The following is a 16,632-nucleotide window of genomic DNA, read 5'->3' on the forward strand; positions in this document are numbered from 1 at the left end:
CTCAGGAGGTGACATGAGTCCATCCCCCATCGCTACCGGCTCCGACTGGAACTTCGAGATCCTGACGGCCTACGAGCGTGAAATCGCGCGTTTCGCCAAGGAATATCGTCTGAATACCTATCCCAACCAGATCGAGATCATCACGTCCGAGCAGATGATGGATGCCTATGCCAGCGTGGGCATGCCGGTGGGCTACCATCACTGGTCGTTCGGCAAGCAGTTCCTGTCCGTCGAGCAGGCGTATCGGCGTGGTCAGATGGGGCTGGCCTATGAGCTGGTCATCAATTCCGATCCCTGCATCGCCTACCTCATGGAAGAGAACACCTTGATGATGCAAGTGCTGGTCATGGCGCACGCCTGCTATGGCCATAACTCGTTCTTCAAGGGGAACTACCTGTTTCGCACCTGGACGGATGCCTCGGCGATCGTCGATTACCTGGTGTTCGCGCGCAAATACATTGCCGAGTGCGAGGAGCGTCACGGCGTCGGGGCGGTGGAGCAACTGCTGGATGCCTGTCACGCCCTGCAGAACTACGGCGTCGATCGCTACAAGCGGCCCTCGCCGATCTCCTCCGAGGAAGAGGCACGTCGCCAGCAGGAGCGGGAAGCCTACCTGCAGGCGCAAGTCAACGCCCTGTGGCGAACCATCCCCGAGCAGGCGACACCGACCGCGCAGAGGCCGGACGAGGATGGCGATGATCCGCTCGGGCTGCACCAGCACGGCCGCTATCCCGCCGAACCTCAGGAAAACCTGCTGTACTTTCTGGAGAAGAATGCTCCGCTGCTGGAGTCATGGCAGCGCGAGGTGGTGCGGATCGTGCGCAAGCTGGCGCAGTATTTCTACCCGCAGCGTCAGACCCAGGTCATGAACGAGGGGTGGGCCACCTTCTGGCACTATACGTTGATGAATCGCCTCTACGATGAAGGCTTGATCGACGAGGGCACGATTCTCGAATTCCTGCACTCGCACACCGCGGTGATTCAGCAGCCGGGGTTCGACAGTCCCCATTTCAACGGCATCAATCCCTACGCGCTGGGGTTCGCCATGTTCTCGGACATCCGTCGGATCTGCGAGGCGCCGACTGACGAGGACCGCGAATGGTTCCCGGACATCGCCGGCAGCGACTGGCTGGATACGCTGCATTTCGCGATGCGCAACTTCAAGGACGAGTCGTTCATTCAGCAGTTCCTGTCGCCCCGGGTGATCCGCGACCTCAAGCTGTTCAGCCTCGTCGACGACGATCGCGATGAGATGCTCACCATCAGTGCCATTCACGATGAACGCGGCTATCGCCGCGTGCGCGAGGCCCTCTCGGCGCAGTACGCGCTTTCCCTGCGCGAGCCCAACATCCAGGTCTGGGAAGCCGACATTCGTGGCGATCGGTCGCTGACGCTGCGCCATGTTCAGGACCGTCGGCGGCCGTTGGGCAAGACGCTCTACCCGGTGTTGCGCCATCTGCATCAGCTGTGGGGATTCCCCGTCAAGCTGGAGTCGGTCGAAGACGACGAGGTCGTGCGCCACTATCAATGGCCACTGCCCGGCGACGAGCGCGAGGGGGCATGACGCGGCGCTAGCCGCAGCGCCCAAGGCTGATATACTGAGCGCGCGCCGTCGATGCCATGTCGAAAAATGGCAGAGTGACAGTGCATCCTGAGTGCCCTGGCTGCGTGGCCGGGTGCGATGTTCCGAGTGCAGCGGGAGAGTCTCATGCAAAGCGCGGTGATCCTGATCGACGTGGAGAAGGGCCAGATCAATGCGGTGGCCCAGCGGCTCGCCGAGCTGGAAGGCATCAGCGAGGTGTTTTCCACCTGTGGCCGCTACGACCTGGTCGCGATCGCGCGCACGCGTGATTTCGAGTCATTGGCGCAACTGGTGACCGAGCGTCTGATGCAGGTCGAAGGCATTCACGACACCGAGACGCTCAATGCCATGCAGGTGCATTCCCGGCACGACCTCGAGACCATGTTCTCGCTGGGATGGTAGTTCCCGCCACGACGCGGCCCGCGAGGGCCGCCGATCTTCCGTTTTCGTCACTGCAGGACAAGGACGCGTCATCGGCATGATCGCCGTTATTTCCTATCAATTTCGGCGCCTGGTGCGTGGCGCAGGCATTTCCCTGGTTTTCGCCGTGGTCGGCTCCGGTCTCTGGTATTGGCAGGAGCGTGACGTCCGCGATCAGCTCAGCTGGATGGGCGTCCCCGAATGGCAGGCGACGAGCTGGCAGGGCTTCAACAGGGTGCTGCGCAACGACGGCTTCCTGGTCGGGTGGTCGGACATTCGCGTCAGCCCCCTGTGGGCCAGCTACATGCTGAATGAAACGGCGGAGGCGCCCATCGGCGATCGGCCCAGCGGGTTCGAGCGCGACTGGCGCTCGCTGTGGCCGGTGACGTCGGATCAGTACACGCGCAGTGGCTATGATCGTGGCCATCTGGCCCCCAACTACGCGATCGCCCGCGTCTACGGGCGCGACGCCCAGCTCGATACCTTTCGCATGACCAATATCACGCCCCAGCGCCCCGATCTGAATCGGCGCGTATGGCAGCGCCTGGAAGAAGTCGTCATGGACGACTTTCTGCCGCGTTTCGGTCGGCTTCAGGTGGTGACGGGGCCGGTCTTCGACGAACGCTTCCTGCACCGGATCGGGTTCACCCAGGTGCCGGCGGCGTTCTACAAGATCATCGTCGTGCCGGGCGAGCACCCGCGGGCACTGGCCTTTCTCGTGCCGCAAACGGTGCATGGCGACGAGCCGCTCGATCGCTTCCTGGTGAGCATCGACGAACTCGAGGCGCGGACTCGTCTCGACTTCTTTCCACGTCTGCCCGAGGCGGTCGAGACGCCGCTGGAGTCCCATATCGAGACCCAAGGCTGGGGGCTGGAGCGTGTCGCGCGACGGCCGGGGCGCTTCGACTAGACGACGGGCCGGGCAGAAGAGCCAATGAGCGGGGGAGGAGGTTTCCGCGTGATATCGGCACGGGGCGATGACATCACCGGGTGGCCGGGGGAAACGGGCAAGTCAACGGGAAAACGACCGCATTGCCGGCAAGGCAAGCGTTCGATGGGGAAATGCTGCAGACGGGAATCACGATCGGAAAAGCGTCATGCGCGATGGTGCCCAGGAGAGGACTTGAACCTCCACGTCCGTAAGGACACTAGCACCTGAAGCTAGCGCGTCTACCAATTCCGCCACCTGGGCGCGTCATGGCTTTACCGATACTGATGGTGCCCGGAAGAGGACTTGAACCTCCACGTCCGTAAGGACACTAGCACCTGAAGCTAGCGCGTCTACCAATTCCGCCATCCGGGCATTTTGCCTCGCTTGCGATCTCGCCAGGAGATCGATGGTGCCCAGGAGAGGACTTGAACCTCCACGTCCGTAAGGACACTAGCACCTGAAGCTAGCGCGTCTACCAATTCCGCCACCTGGGCGAGGCGCGTTGTATCATACCCATTTTTCGCGGGAATGCAAGCCATGAAGTCACATCCGCATGTGGCGACGCACATGACGGACATGGTTGGGTCGACTGGCTGTGCCCGCTATACTGGCGTCATGATTGAATTTCATAACAACGCCATCGGCGCACCCTATTCGCTTGCCGGCTCGCTCGTAAGGAAGTCATTACCATGAATCATTGGAAACTCAGTGACGATCCGCATGCGGAACGTGAAGCGAGTAAATACGATAATCCCGTCCCCAGCCGCGAATACCTGTTCGCGCGCCTGGAGGAGTACGGCAAGCCCATCACCCCCGAAAACCTCAGCCGCATGCTGGCGGTGGACGACGAGGAACGGCTGGAAGGCGTACGCCGCCGGCTGGCCGCCATGGAGCGCGATGGCCAGATTCTGCGCAATCGGCGTGGTGCCTACGCCCTGATCGACAAGCTCGACCTCATCCGCGGCCGGGTTCAGGGGCATCGCGACGGCATGGGCTTCTTGATCCGCGAGGATGGCAAGAAGCCCGATCTGGTATTGCCGCCTCGCCAGATGCGGCGTGTCTTCGACGGCGACCAGGTGCTGGTGCGCATCAGCGGCCGCGACCGGCGCGGTCGCGACGAGGCGACCATCGCCGAGGTGCTGGCGCGCAACACCCAGTCGCTGGTGGGGGTCTACCGCCAGAATACCGCCGAGTTCGGGGTATTGATTCCCGAGAACTCGCGGATCTCCCAGGAAGTGATCGTGCCGCATAGCGCCAGCGGTGGTGCCCGCGACGGCCAGATCGTCGCGGTGCGCATCACCCAGCAACCGGCGACGCGGGTACAGCCGGTCGGGGAGGTCACCGAAGTGCTCGGCGAGCGCATGGATCCGGGGATGGAAATCGACATCGCCATCCGCAGCTACGAGATTCCCGCGGAATTTCCGCCCGAGGTGCATGCCGAGATCGCCGACATGTCGGCGTCCGTGGCCGAGGCCGACAAGCAGAACCGGATCGATCTGCGCGATGTGCCGCTGGTGACCATCGACGACGAGTCTGCCAAGGACTTCGACGATGCCGTCTGCGCCTGGAAAACCAAGTCCGGGAGCTGGAAGCTGGTAGTGGCGATCGCCGACGTCTCGCACTATGTGCGTCCGGGCAGCGCCCTGGACCAGGAGGCGATCACGCGCGGCACCTCGGTCTATTTCCCCGGCCAGGTCGTACCGATGCTGCCCGAGCTGCTGTCCAACGGGCTGTGCTCGCTGAATCCCGAGGTGGACCGCCTGGCCCTGGTCTGCGAGATGAATATTTCGCCGAACGGGGCGATCAGCCGCTACCGCTTCTACGAGGCGGTATTCCAGTCGCATGCGCGCCTGACCTACAACAAGGTCGCCGCGATCCTCGACGACGAGGGGCCGGAAGCCGACGCCCTGCGCGAACAGTACCGGAATCTCGTGCCCTCGCTGAAGAACCTGAAAAGTCTCTACACGATCCTGCGCGAGGCACGCGAGGCGCGTGGTGCCATCGATTTCGAGACCACCGAGACGGAAATCATCTTCAACGAGGCGCGCAAGATCGAGAAGATCGTGCCGCGCTCGCGCAACGATGCGCACAAGATCATCGAGGAATGCATGCTGGCCGCCAACGTGGCGACCGCGCGCTTTCTCGACAAGCACGATCTGCCGGCGCTGTATCGTATCCACGAGAAGCCTTCGCCGGAGCGCCTGGACAAGCTGCGCCTGTTCCTCAACGAGCTGGGGCTGTCGCTGGGCGGCGGCGACGATCCTACGCCGCAGGACTATCGCGACCTTGCCGAGGCGATCAAGGGACGGCCGGATGCCGACGTCATCCAGACGGTAATGCTGCGCTCGATGAGCCGCGCGGTCTATTCGCCGCAGAACGACGGCCACTTCGGTCTGGCCTATCCGGCTTATGCGCATTTCACTTCGCCGATTCGCCGCTATCCGGATCTGCTCGTGCATCGCGCCATCCGCTCGGTGATTCGAGGTCCGCGCCAGACCAATACCGTACTGCGTGCCGAGGGTGCGCCGGTGGAGCCGCCCAGCAAGTGGGCGCCGTACACCTTCGAGCAGATGCTCGAACTCGGCGAGCATTGCTCGATGACCGAGCGGCGCGCCGACGACGCGACACGTGACGTCGAGGATTGGCTGAAGTGCGAGTTCATGTCCGACAAGCTCGGCGAGATCTTCGACGGCACCATTGCCTCGGTGACGCAGTTCGGCGTCTTCGTGCGCCTCGACGATGTCTATGTGGAAGGGCTGGTGCACGTCACGTCGCTGCCGTCCGACTACTACCACTACGAGGCGGAAAAGCATCGCCTCAAGGGGGAGCGCAGCGGCATGTCCTATCGCCTCGGCGATGGCGTGACCGTGCAGGTGGCACGCGTCGACCTGGACGAGCGCAAGATCGACTTCGAACTGGCCGACGACAAGCCACGCCCGCATCGCTCCAACCGCGGCCGCAAGAAGCCGGCGTCTGGCGGTGCGTCGACACAGGGCAAGCAGGGGGCCGGGCAGGACGGCAATGCCACCAAGAAATCGCGCGACGGCAAGCCGCGCCGGCGTTCTCGGCGTGGCAAGGGAGACAAGCGCGGATGAGCGCCGGACACCGGAAAGTGAGGCCTCATGAAAGGTAAGTCGTCCCGGACGCGCGTCGCGACGCCCGAAGGTCTGGATGCCGTCTACGGCGTACATGCCGTGCGTGCCTTGTTCGAGCGTGGCCAGCCGCCGCGCGAGCTGTGGATCCAGGAGGGGCGCGCCGAAGCGCGCCTGGAAGCGCTGGTGGCGCTGGCGCGGCAGGCGGGCGTCAAGTGCGCCGGTGTGGCCCGCGAGACGCTCGATGGCGTGGCCAGAGGCGCCGTGCATCAGGGGGTGATCGCCTTTGCGCCGCCGCTGCAGGCCGAAAGCGAGGAGGCGTTATGGTTTCGCCTCGGCGCCTGGCAGCAATCGTCGCCGCCCTTGCTGCTGATCCTCGACGGGGTGACCGACCCGCATAATTTCGGTGCCTGTCTTCGCAGCGCGGATGCGGCGGGCGCGCATGGCGTCATCGTGCCCAAGGACAAGGCCGCGCCGCTCAATGCCACGGTCCGCAAGGTCGCCTGCGGTGCCGCCGATGTCACGCCCGTCTATCAAGTCACCAACCTGGCGCGGGCCATGGGTCGGCTCAAGACTCATGGGGTCTGGATCGTGGGTACCGCCGGCGAATCGGCGCAGTGCCTGTACGACATCGATCTGGCCGGGCCGCTGGCAGTGGTCATGGGCGCCGAGGGCAAGGGCATGCGCCGCCTGACCCGCGATGCCTGTGACCTGCTCGCCAAGCTGCCCATGGCCGGCAGCGTTTCCAGTCTCAACGTGTCGGTTGCCACCGGGGTCTGCCTGTTCGAGGCCGTTCGCCAGCGTCAGTCCTCGTGACGTCGGCCATGTAGCCCTTCGTGCGAGACGAGTTGCAAGCACGAGGGGCGATCACTACAATTGTGCGGTTCTCCGGGCGTCGCTTGCGCGTGCCCTGGAGACACCGAGACTTTTCTCCTTGCTTCTCGCGGCCCTCGAAAGGCACGGGCCCCGTGGAAGCTGTCAAACCGTAAGGAGCTATCATGCGTCATTACGAAATCGTGTTCATGGTCCACCCGGATCAGAGCGAGCAGGTGCCGGCCATGGTCGAGCGCTATACCGGGCTCGTCACCGAGAACGGCGGTACCGTGCATCGTCTGGAAGATTGGGGTCGCCGTCACCTGGCCTACCCGATCAACAAGATCCACAAGGCCCACTACGTGCTGATGAACATCGAGTGCAGCGGCGAGACTCTCGACGAGATCGAGAACATCTTCCGTTTCAACGATGCCATCATCCGCAGCCTGGTGGTGCGTTGCAAAGAGGCGATCACCGAAGCGTCTCCGATGATGAAGCCGGCTGAAGAAAAGCCGCGTCGTCGTGAAGAGAAAAGCGAGCGGCCGCGCACCGAGCGCAACGAAGAAGCCCCCGCTGACGCCGAAGCCAACTGATCCGATCTCTGGAGGATAACCCATGGCACGCTTTTTCCGTCGCCGTAAGTTCTGCCGCTTCACCGCCGAAGGCGTGAAGTACATCGATTACAAGGACATCGATACACTCAAGTCCTACATCACCGAAACCGGCAAGATCGTGCCCAGCCGCATCACCGGTACCAAGGCTCGTTACCAGCGTCAGCTGTCCACGGCCATCAAGCGCGCTCGCTACCTGGCGCTGCTGCCCTATACCGACAGCCACCAGTAAGACGAGGCGACTCGCGCGATGCTGGCACTGGCCCGTTGGGTAATGCGCGGTACGCCGCAAGCGGCTGTCACGGCCCTGATTGCGGCGTTGATTCCCTGGCTGTTCTGGCTGAGTGCCGCCGTGGCCGCACTGGTAACATTGCGGCGTGGCCTGGGCCCCGGGCTTCCGGTGCTGATCGCCGCCGCGCTACCGGCCGGCTGGTGGTGGGTGCAGGGGGATGCCGTCCCGCTCGCCAGCGTGTTGCTGGTGACGTTGATGGCGACCATCCTGCGCGCTCGGCTGCGCTGGGGGGACACGCTGATTGCCGGCACCCTGGTATGCGCGGTGCTGGTCCAGATCGGCATCTTCCTGCCGCCGGGCGGCGCGGGACCGATGCTCGAACAGGTACGCCAGAACTCGGCGGAAGTCGATGGCATGCTCACCGAGTTGAGCGCGCAGGGCGTTTCCACCGAGCAACTCGCGGGGATGCTGATCAGCGGGATTACCGGACTGGTCGTGCTGCTCGCGGCGATTGCCTGTCTGGCACTGGCGCGAAGCTGGCAAGCCGGATTGTACAATCCGGGGGGCTTTCGTGAAGAGTTCCACGCACTGCGCCTGAGTGCCAAGGAGTTGCTGCTGCTGGTCGGCGTGGGGGTGCTGGGACTCGTGTTCGCCATGCCGATGGCGACCATGCTGGTCTGGGTGCCGCTTCTGGTCGCGGGAGTCGCACTGGTCCATGGCTGGATTGGAATGAAGGGGATGAGCGGGTTCTGGTTGGTCGGCTTTTATGCACTGCTGCTGACGACCTGGCCCACGATTCTGATTGTGCTGTTGCTGGCCGTTGTCGATACTTTTGCGGATTTCCGCGCACGCCTGGCCCGCAACCACTGATGAGAGGTTAACGAGATGGACGTCATTCTGCTCGACAAGATTGGCAAGCTGGGCAACTTGGGTGATCAAGTCGCCGTCAAGGCCGGTTACGGCCGTAACTACCTGGTGCCCTACGGCCTCGCCGTGCCGGCCACCAAGGAAAACGTTGCCGCTTTCGAAGCGCAGCGTGCCGAGCTCGAAGCGCAAGCCGCCGAACGCAAGGCCGAAGCCGAAGCGCGCGCCGCGCAGCTTTCCGAGATCGAACTGTCACTGGTCGCCAAGGCGGGTGACGAAGGCAAGCTGTTCGGCTCGATCGGTCCGCGTGACCTGGCCGACGCCCTGACCCAGGCGGGTCTTGACGTGGTCAAGAGCGAAGTGCGCATGCCGGAAGGCCCGATTCGCAAGACGGGCGAATACGACATTACGCTGCAGCTGCACGCGGAAGTCACCTCCAGCGTTCGCATCGTGGTCGTGGCCGAGTAAGCGCCATACCGCCAGGCGACATGCCGGAATGGGGGCGCGAAGGGAAACCTTCGCGCCCTTTTTGTGCCAGGGCGGCGTATGCCACGGATGCGCTTTCGAGGGTGCAACGGCAATGACGTCGCGGCATCATATCAGTGGCCGAGACGGTGAGCGTATCCCGTTCGCCGGCCTTCGATACCGACCGGTCAGGAAACGAGCATGAGCGAATACGTCGAGCACGACCAGGAAACCGCTGCCCTCAAGGTACCGCCGCACTCCCTGGAGGCCGAGCAGTCGGTACTGGGGGGGCTGATGCTGGAGAACAGCGCCTGGGATACCGTCTCGGAGCGTCTCTCGGCCGACGATTTCTATCGCTACGAGCATCGACTGATCTTCAACGCCATGGCCCAGCTCGCCGATGCGGGCCATCCGCTCGACGTGGTCACGCTGTCCGAAGCGCTGGAAAATCGCGACCAGCTGGAAAGCGTCGGCGGTCTGGCGTATCTGGCCGAACTGGCACGCAACACGCCTTCGGCGAGCAACATCCGCGCCTATACCGATATCGTTCGCGAGCGGGCGACCCTGCGCAAGCTGATACAGGCCGCTCATCAGATCGCCGACGGGGCGTTCGCGCCGCAGGGGCGTCCCGCCGATGAACTGGTCAACGAAGCCGAGCGTCTGGTCTTCCAGATCAGCGAGGATCGTCCCAAGACCGGCGGTGCGATCGGCATGAGCGATCTGCTCAGCAAGGCCGTCGATCGCATCGACGAACTGTTCAACATGCAGGGTGAGATGACCGGCCTGTCGACCGGCTTCCGGGATCTCGACGAGATGACCTCGGGGCTGCAGCCGTCTGACCTGGTGATCATCGCCGGCCGGCCGTCGATGGGCAAGACGACGTTCGCCATGAACGTGGTCGAGCATGCGGTCATTTCCAGCGACAAGCCGGTGGTGGTGTTTTCCATGGAGATGCCCGCCGATGCCCTGATGCTGCGCATGCTCTCGTCGCTGGGACGCATCGACCAGACCCGAGTGCGTACCGGCCAGCTCGAGGACGAGGATTGGCCACGTCTGACCTCGGCGGTCAACCTGCTCAAGGACAAGCAGTTGTTCATCGACGACACTGCCGGCCTCTCGCCCAACGAGATGCGGGCGCGGACGCGGCGTCTGGCACGCGAGCACGGCAACATCGGGCTGATCATGATCGACTATCTTCAGCTCATGCAGATTCCGGGATTCTCCGAGAACCGCACCGGCGAGATCTCGGAAATTTCGCGCTCGCTCAAGGCCCTGGCCAAGGAGTTCAATTGCCCGGTGGTGGCTCTCTCGCAGCTCAACCGCTCGCTGGAGCAGCGTCCCAACAAGCGTCCGGTGATGTCCGACCTGCGCGAGTCGGGGGCCATCGAGCAGGATGCCGACCTCATTGCCTTCGTGTATCGCGACGAGGTCTATAATCCAGACAATCCCGACAACAAGGGGTTGGCCGAGTTGATCATCGGCAAGCAGCGTAACGGGCCGATCGGTGCCGTGCACATGGCCTTCATCGGCAAGTACACCCGCTTCGAGGACCTCGCGCCGGATAGTTACGGCCAGCACATGGGCGAGTGACGACGGCGCGGGCAAATGCACGGGGTATGCCTTATAATGCCCGACCCGCAAGTGAACAGGAGGGGAGATGGCGAGCGGATTTCAACGTGGCAAGAAGCGGACCCCGAAACTCGAGGGGCGTGGCCAACTGGAAAGCGTCGAGCGTGAAGGGCCGTTCAAGGAGTGGTTGGGGATGCCCGATCTCTACCGTTATACCCTGGTCGTCGACGGTACCACCTATAGTTATCAGACCGAGGACGCCGAGCTGCCTGTCTCGGTGGGCGATCGTGTGGTCTTCCGCTACAAGGAAACCCGCGCGGGCAACTGGGTCGACCGCAACTCGCTGGGCGTAGCGATCGACCCTTCCACCTACCAGCGCGATTCGTGATGCGCTGATCCGGCTGGGTGTCGAGGCGGCGCGGCCGGCGCGCGCCGCGGCATGGCCGGTGTCACATGAACGTCATGGGGAATTGGCCTAATGGGGCCATGACCCATCCGTGCCCTCCAGCTTCCACTACCGAGGCGACCGATCCGAGTCTGTCGGCCATCGTGCGGGAAGGGCGTATCGACGTCCATTTTCAGCCGATCGTGGCCATTCGGTCGGGGCGTGTCTTCGCCTACGAGGCATTGTCGCGTGGCCCGCACGATACCGTATACGCGCATCCGCTGACCATGTTCGAGGCGGCACGCAAGCAGTCGCTGCTCGCCCCGCTCGAAGCGGTATGCCGTCATCGTGCGATCACGGCCTGGGCCGACCAGGAGCTCGATGAACTGTTGTTCATCAACGTGTCGCCGGAAGTCCTGCTCGATCCAAAACACCGCAGTGGCGAAACCCTGCGCCTGTTGACGCGACTCGGCATTCCGCCGCATCGCTTGGTGATAGAGCTCACCGAGCAGTCCCCGGGCATCGATCCCGATCTCATGGCGGAAGCCGTGCGTCACTATCAATCGATGGGCTTCACGATCGCGCTGGACGATCTGGGCGAGGGGTATGCCAGCCTGCGTCTGTGGTCACAGATTCGCCCCGACTTCGTCAAGCTCGATCGACATTTCGTCAGCGAGCTGGATCGCGATCGCGTCAAACGCCGGTTCGTGAGGGCGTTTCTGGACGTTGCCCATGGCGTGGGGTCGCGTGTCATCGCCGAAGGCGTGGAGCGGGAAGAAGAGCTCGATTGCCTGCATGCACTGGGGGCGGATTACTATCAAGGCTGGTTGTTCGCGCGGCCGTCGCCGACACCGAAAGCTACGCGTCTTGAGTTGAACGAGCGCCTTGCCCAGCTGGCCGCACGGCAAGAAAGCCCGCTGCAGGAGTGTGTGGCGCGACATGTCTGCAAGTGGCAGCCTGCGCTCGCCATGACGGTGACCGTCGCCGAAGCGAGCGAACGCTTCAGTGCCGCGCCGGACGTGGCAGCGATGGCCGTGGTGGACGACCAGGAAATGCCCATCGGCGTCTTGACGCGTGAAGCGGTGATGGCGCTGGTGGGCAAGCGCTTCGGCTTCGACCTGCACGGTCGCGACCCCGTGACCAGCGCGATGCACGTGGCGCCGCTGTGCGTCGAGGTCACGGAGCCCCTCGATCAGGTATCGCGCAAGGTGACGGGACGCGACAGCGACCAGCGCGCCGAGCCTTTCGTCGTCACCCAGCGCGGCCGCTACGTGGGCATGGGACAGATCGTGGCATTGCTGCAGCAGATCACCGAGCAGAAGGTGGCGATCGCGCGTCAGGCCAATCCCTTGACGCAATTGCCGGGCAATGCGCCCGTGCGTGCGGCGCTGGATGCCTTCGTTCGTGCGCGGAAATCCTTCGTGGCCTGCTATCTCGACCTCGATCACTTCAAGCCGTTCAACGACCGCTTCGGGTATGCCCTGGGCGACCAGGTGTTGCTGGATGTCGCCGGCACGCTGGGCGAGGCCAAGGGGGCGCATGATTTCCTGGGGCATCTGGGCGGCGATGACTTCGTGCTGTTATTGGCGCCTCGAGAACGGCTGCAGTGTTTCCTGGCGGCGATTCAAGCGGAGTTTTCGGCGCGTGTCGCCTCGCGGGTGCCGGCTGCCGTGGTCGAGGAGGGCGGTTTCACCGCACAGGACCGCTTCGGGCAACAACGCTTCTTTCCGCTGCCGCGGCTCACGGTGGCGGCCTTGAACGTGCCGGGCGGGCTGGCCCCCCAGAGTTTCGGCGATTGCTGGGGACCGCTCAAGCAAAGTGCCAAGCGTACCGAGAATGGCCGCCTGGTCGTGCGCATGCGGGGAGAAACCTTCGCCGCGTCGTGATGTCGGAGAGGAAGCATCCCGCATCGTCGTCAAGGTTCGTGTCATCAGTGGTGCGTCCGGCAAGACGCGCCGCGCGTTCCGTTCCATACTCATGGATACATCGCGCATCGACACATTCTTGTCATCGAGAACCGTCACGCTGAGCGTGCATCGTGGGTGCACGATGGACAAGCATCATCATTACCTGCCGCAGGAGGCAACATGGATATCAAGGAACTCAAGCACTTCGTGCAAGAGAAGGACAATTTCGAAATTCGCGTCATCAGCCACGCGGGGAGCCGCTTGTACCGGGTCGACGTGGAAGACGTCGAAGGTCAGCACCATCCGCTGACACGTGGCGGCAAGCCGATGCTGTTTCGTGCCCTGGACGACGTCTATGCCGAGCTCAAGCGCGCCGGCGTTCACCGCGCCTATCTCGTGCAGTGGGTCGCCCATGACGAGGCGATCGGCCGCGAACCGAATTACCAGTCGCCATTGACCTCACGCATGCCGCTGGTGTTTTGACCCCATAGGCGACTGCACTCCACGCTGCCGTTGCGACGGCCTCATTCACCCCACGTTGCGTTTCCCTTATCCGCCCGGCGACATGCCGGGGCCTGGGTGCCGAGGCACCGGGCATTTTCCTCCCCTCGAAGTTCACTCGCCGTAGTCGCTTGCATGCTGGCCTTGCCCGTAAGGTGGCGTCCATGTCAGCGAGTCGAGAAACGTGTCCGCCTGTTGGCGTAACGCCTGGCGCTTGTGCGCCGACATCTTGTCGAGCGTGCCGTATATGACCCGCATGCGCGGATTGTCGGCGAGCTGGTCGGCATGACGCTCCAGGAAGCGCCAGTACAAGGCGTTGAAGGGGCAGGCGTTCTCGCCCACGCTCTGGCGCGGGTCATAGCGACATTGGGCGCAGTGATCCGACATGCGGTCGATATACTTGCCCGAGGCGCAATAGGGCTTGGAGCCCAGGTAGCCGCCGTCGGCGTGCAGCACCATGCCCAGCGTATTGGGCAGCTCGACCCATTCGCAGGCGTCGGCGTAGACCGCGAGGTACCAATCGCACAAGGCCGCAGGGCGAACGTCGCAGAGCAGCGCGAAGTTGCCCGTGACCATCAGGCGCTGGATGTGATGCGCATAGGCATTGTCGTGGGTCATTTCGATGGCGCGCTGCAGGCAGCGCAGATCGGTATCGCCGTCCCAGTAGCACCGGGGAAGCCCGCGGGTGGCGCCGAGCTGGTTCTCGCGCTTGTAGGCGGGCATACGGTGCCAATAGATGCCGCGAACGTATTCCCGCCACCCCAGTATCTGGCGAATGAAGCCCTCCACGGCGTTGAGTGGCGCCTCGCCACCTTGCCAGGCGTCCTGTGCCGCCTCGCATACCTCGCCGGGGGACAGCAGGCCGATATTGAGTGCAGCGGAGAGCCTGGAGTGAAAGAGATAGGGCGCCGTATCGCTGATGGCATCCTGGTAGGTGCCGAACGCCGGCAAGGCCCGGGCGACGAAGTGGCGCAGATCGGCAAGGGCCTGGCGTCGGGTGACGGGCCAGTTGAAGCCCTCCAGGCGTCCGACGTGATCGGCGAAGCGTTTCTCGACGAGTGCCAGCACCTCCCGGGTGACGGCATCCTGGCGATGGCGAGGCGGCGAGGGTGGGGATGGCGCGTCATCGATGGGGGCACGATTGTCGCGGTCGAAATTCCACTGCCCGCCGACCGGTGCGTTGCCGTCCATGAGCAGCCCGGTGCGTCGACGCAGCATGCGATAGAAGTCCTCCATGCGTGGCCGTTTGCGGCCTTCCATCCAGGCATCGAAATCGCGGTGGGAGCAGAAGAACCGGGTGTCTTCGACGATGCGCCAGCGTGGCGTTCGATCCTGCGCCTGCCGCGCCTCCATGGCCTTCAGCAGACGCCACTCTCCTGGCCGGGTCACGTGAATCTCGTCGCAGCCTTGCCGTTTTGCCAGACGTTCCGCCTCTGCGATCAGCGAGTGCCGGTTGTCGGGATCGTCGAGGGTCGAATAATGCACGCGATACCCCCGCTGACGCAGCTCGGCGGCGAAATGCCGCATCGCGGCGAGCATCATGGCGATCTTCTGCGGGTGATGGGGGACGTAGCGCCCTTCTTCATCGACCTCGCAGAGAGCGACCGTCGCCCCTGGCGGCGCATCCTGCAATGTGGGCAGCGTCAGGCTGAGCTGGTCACCGAGCACCAGTCGCAATGACTTGGACATGAGTTATCCAGATATTGTACAAATTGTCTTCATAGTATAACGCGATAAGCATAATATGCCCGTCGCTTGTTACACTGCCTGACACGGTCTTTTATAGGAGAGGTTTCATGGGGTCAGCACCCTTTGGTGTCATGCTCGTCAATCTTGGCACGCCCGAGGCCCCCACCACGTCGGCAGTACGTCGCTATCTGGCAGAGTTCCTGGGTGACCCGCGCGTCATCGACCTGCCGCGCGTCAAATGGTTGCCGATCCTGCACGGGATCATCCTGCGCATACGGCCGCCGCGAGTGGCCAAGGCCTATGCTTCCGTGTGGCAGGACGAAGGCTCGCCGCTGCTCGCCATCGGGCGTCGCCAGCAACGCGCGCTCAAGGCACGCCTGGCGGCGCGGCTGGGGACCGACATTCCCGTCGAGCTGGCGATGACCTACGGCAAGCCGAGCATGGAGGAGGCCGGCCTGGCGCTGCGCGATGCCGGTGTCGAGCGCATCCTGGTGTTGCCTCTGTACCCGCAGTACTCCGCCACGACGACCGGTGCCGTCTTCGACCGTCTGGCGCGTGCCTTGTCGCCCTGCCCGCATCTGCCGGAGCTGCGTTTCGTGCGGGATTACCACGATCATCCGGCTTACATCGAGGCACTGGCGGAAAGCATTCGCGAGCACTGGGAGACGCATGGCCGGCAACCACGTCTGTTGTTCTCGTACCACGGCATTCCCAAGCGCTATGCCGAGGCGGGTGATCCTTATCCGCGTCACTGCGAGACGACCAGCCGGCTGGTCGCCGAGGCGTTGGGGCTCGAGCCCGAGGCGTGGCAGCAGACCTATCAATCGCGCTTCGGGCGCGAGGAATGGCTCAAGCCGTATACCGACGACACGCTGAAAGCCTGGGGCGTCGAGGGGCTCGAAGGCGTCGATGTGATCAGCCCGGCCTTCGCCGCCGACTGCCTGGAAACGCTGGAGGAACTGGAGGTGGAGAATCGCGGTTACTTCACCGAGGCGGGCGGCGGTGACTACCGCTACATCCCTGCGCTCAACGACCGTGCCGCGCATATCGACATGCTGGCTTCACTCGTCGAGCAGCACACTCAAGGCTGGTAGGTCATCGGAGCTGGCCGGCAACGCGCCCGAGCGGGTCTACCGCTCGGGCGCGTTCACGTGAGGGGTGGGTCAGGGAAGCTTCGAATCGCCCTGCGGGGCTTCCTCGATGCTGTGTTCCTCGTCTTCCTGCAGTTCCTGGGGGTTGCCGCGCGTACGAGGGTCGCGAGCGAGCTTCTGGTGCAGGGCGCTCTTGCTCAGCATGTGCGCCGAAACCGGTGCCGTGATGAACAGGAAAATGGTGATCAGCAGCTCCTGCAGGCTCGGTCCGGCATCCAGCAGGCTAAAGTAGGCAATGGATGCCAGCAGTATGCAACCGACCCCCAGCGTGGAAATCTTCGACGGACCGTGCAGACGCATGTAGAAATCCTTCATGCGCGTCAGGCCCAGCGACCCGATCAGGGCGAAGATGCTTCCGGTGATCAGGAAGAAGGCGATGACGCCTTCCATCACGGTATATAAAGCGATCATGCGTTGCCT

The 16,632-nt window shown here is 63.6% G+C and carries 16 protein-coding genes and 3 tRNA genes; 14 read left to right on the forward strand and 5 right to left on the reverse strand.

Translation table 11 applies throughout. The features are described 5' to 3' along the window. Nucleotides 1-13 precede the first annotated feature (13 nt). The 3 genes from CSAL_RS04530 to CSAL_RS04540 all read left to right on the forward strand — a co-directional run bounded on the left by CSAL_RS04530 (nt 14) and on the right by CSAL_RS04540 (nt 2,912). On the forward strand, nt 14-1,564 hold the full coding sequence (locus tag CSAL_RS04530; RefSeq protein WP_011506186.1) for a SpoVR family protein: 1,551 nt from the start codon (nt 14-16) through the stop codon (nt 1,562-1,564). Nucleotides 1,565-1,708: 144 nt separating this feature from the next. Beyond that, nucleotides 1,709-1,984 (forward strand): Lrp/AsnC family transcriptional regulator, encoded by a 276-nt coding sequence (locus CSAL_RS04535; RefSeq protein WP_011506187.1) that lies wholly within the window; start codon nt 1,709-1,711, stop codon nt 1,982-1,984. A 76-nt stretch (nt 1,985-2,060) separates the two neighbouring features. Further along, complete coding sequence (locus CSAL_RS04540; protein ID WP_011506188.1) at nt 2,061-2,912, forward strand: DNA/RNA non-specific endonuclease; 852 nt, start codon at nt 2,061-2,063, stop codon at nt 2,910-2,912. Nucleotides 2,913-3,107: 195 nt separating this feature from the next. On the opposite strand, the gene CSAL_RS04545 is transcribed toward CSAL_RS04540, so the two are convergent. The 3 genes from CSAL_RS04545 to CSAL_RS04555 form a co-directional block, all read right to left on the reverse strand. Next, nucleotides 3,108-3,194, reverse strand: a tRNA-Leu gene (locus CSAL_RS04545). 24 nt (nt 3,195-3,218) lie between these two features. Further along, a tRNA-Leu gene (locus CSAL_RS04550) sits at nt 3,219-3,305 on the reverse strand. 35 nt (nt 3,306-3,340) lie between these two features. Continuing rightward, nucleotides 3,341-3,427, reverse strand: a tRNA-Leu gene (locus CSAL_RS04555). Between the two features lie 195 nt (nt 3,428-3,622). On the opposite strand from CSAL_RS04555, the gene rnr reads away from it, so the two are divergent. From rnr to CSAL_RS04605, 10 genes are all read left to right on the forward strand, one after another. After that, nucleotides 3,623-6,028: a ribonuclease R gene (gene rnr, locus CSAL_RS04560; RefSeq protein WP_011506189.1), complete on the forward strand. Its 2,406-nt coding sequence runs from the start codon at nt 3,623-3,625 to the stop codon at nt 6,026-6,028. Nucleotides 6,029-6,055: 27 nt separating this feature from the next. Continuing rightward, nucleotides 6,056-6,841: a 23S rRNA (guanosine(2251)-2'-O)-methyltransferase RlmB gene (gene rlmB, locus CSAL_RS04565; RefSeq protein WP_011506190.1), complete on the forward strand. Its 786-nt coding sequence runs from the start codon at nt 6,056-6,058 to the stop codon at nt 6,839-6,841. 182 nt (nt 6,842-7,023) lie between these two features. Next, nucleotides 7,024-7,431 (forward strand): 30S ribosomal protein S6, encoded by a 408-nt coding sequence (gene rpsF, locus CSAL_RS04570; RefSeq protein WP_011506191.1) that lies wholly within the window; start codon nt 7,024-7,026, stop codon nt 7,429-7,431. Between the two features lie 22 nt (nt 7,432-7,453). Continuing rightward, the gene (rpsR, locus tag CSAL_RS04575; protein WP_011506192.1) at nt 7,454-7,681 is read left to right on the forward strand and encodes a 30S ribosomal protein S18; all 228 of its coding nucleotides are present in this window, start codon (nt 7,454-7,456) and stop codon (nt 7,679-7,681) included. 18 nt (nt 7,682-7,699) lie between these two features. Further along, on the forward strand, nt 7,700-8,551 hold the full coding sequence (locus CSAL_RS04580; RefSeq protein WP_011506193.1) for a hypothetical protein: 852 nt from the start codon (nt 7,700-7,702) through the stop codon (nt 8,549-8,551). 15 nt (nt 8,552-8,566) lie between these two features. Beyond that, the gene (gene rplI, locus CSAL_RS04585) at nt 8,567-9,013 is read left to right on the forward strand and encodes a 50S ribosomal protein L9 (protein WP_011506194.1); all 447 of its coding nucleotides are present in this window, start codon (nt 8,567-8,569) and stop codon (nt 9,011-9,013) included. Between the two features lie 198 nt (nt 9,014-9,211). Continuing rightward, nucleotides 9,212-10,600, forward strand: a complete 1,389-nt coding sequence (gene dnaB / locus CSAL_RS04590; protein WP_011506195.1) for a replicative DNA helicase — start codon at nt 9,212-9,214, stop codon at nt 10,598-10,600. A gap of 67 nt (nt 10,601-10,667) precedes the next feature. Beyond that, on the forward strand, nt 10,668-10,967 hold the full coding sequence (locus tag CSAL_RS04595; RefSeq protein WP_011506196.1) for a hypothetical protein: 300 nt from the start codon (nt 10,668-10,670) through the stop codon (nt 10,965-10,967). Between the two features lie 98 nt (nt 10,968-11,065). Continuing rightward, the gene (locus CSAL_RS04600; RefSeq protein WP_187290070.1) at nt 11,066-12,850 is read left to right on the forward strand and encodes a bifunctional diguanylate cyclase/phosphodiesterase; all 1,785 of its coding nucleotides are present in this window, start codon (nt 11,066-11,068) and stop codon (nt 12,848-12,850) included. 201 nt (nt 12,851-13,051) lie between these two features. Then, on the forward strand, nt 13,052-13,354 hold the full coding sequence (locus tag CSAL_RS04605) for a DUF6482 family protein (RefSeq protein WP_011506198.1): 303 nt from the start codon (nt 13,052-13,054) through the stop codon (nt 13,352-13,354). Between the two features lie 132 nt (nt 13,355-13,486). Here the strand turns inward: CSAL_RS04605 and CSAL_RS04610 are convergent, their stop codons facing one another. Continuing rightward, a complete protein-coding gene (locus CSAL_RS04610) occupies nt 13,487-15,061 on the reverse strand; it encodes a cryptochrome/photolyase family protein (protein ID WP_011506199.1) in 1,575 nt (524 codons plus the stop codon). A 107-nt stretch (nt 15,062-15,168) separates the two neighbouring features. Here CSAL_RS04610 and hemH point away from each other — a divergent pair, with 107 nt between their 5' ends. Beyond that, nucleotides 15,169-16,155 carry a ferrochelatase gene (gene hemH, locus CSAL_RS04615; protein WP_011506200.1) on the forward strand — a complete coding sequence of 329 codons (987 nt, stop codon included), beginning with the start codon at nt 15,169-15,171 and terminating at the stop codon, nt 16,153-16,155. 69 nt (nt 16,156-16,224) lie between these two features. Here hemH and CSAL_RS04620 read toward each other — a convergent pair whose 3' ends face one another. Continuing rightward, nucleotides 16,225-16,623 carry a Na+/H+ antiporter subunit G gene (locus CSAL_RS04620; protein ID WP_011506201.1) on the reverse strand — a complete coding sequence of 133 codons (399 nt, stop codon included), beginning with the start codon at nt 16,621-16,623 and terminating at the stop codon, nt 16,225-16,227. Between the last annotated feature and the right edge of the window lie 9 nt (nt 16,624-16,632).

This window comes from Chromohalobacter israelensis DSM 3043, from assembly GCF_000055785.1.
GTDB classification, from domain to species: Bacteria; Pseudomonadota; Gammaproteobacteria; order Pseudomonadales; family Halomonadaceae; genus Chromohalobacter; species Chromohalobacter israelensis.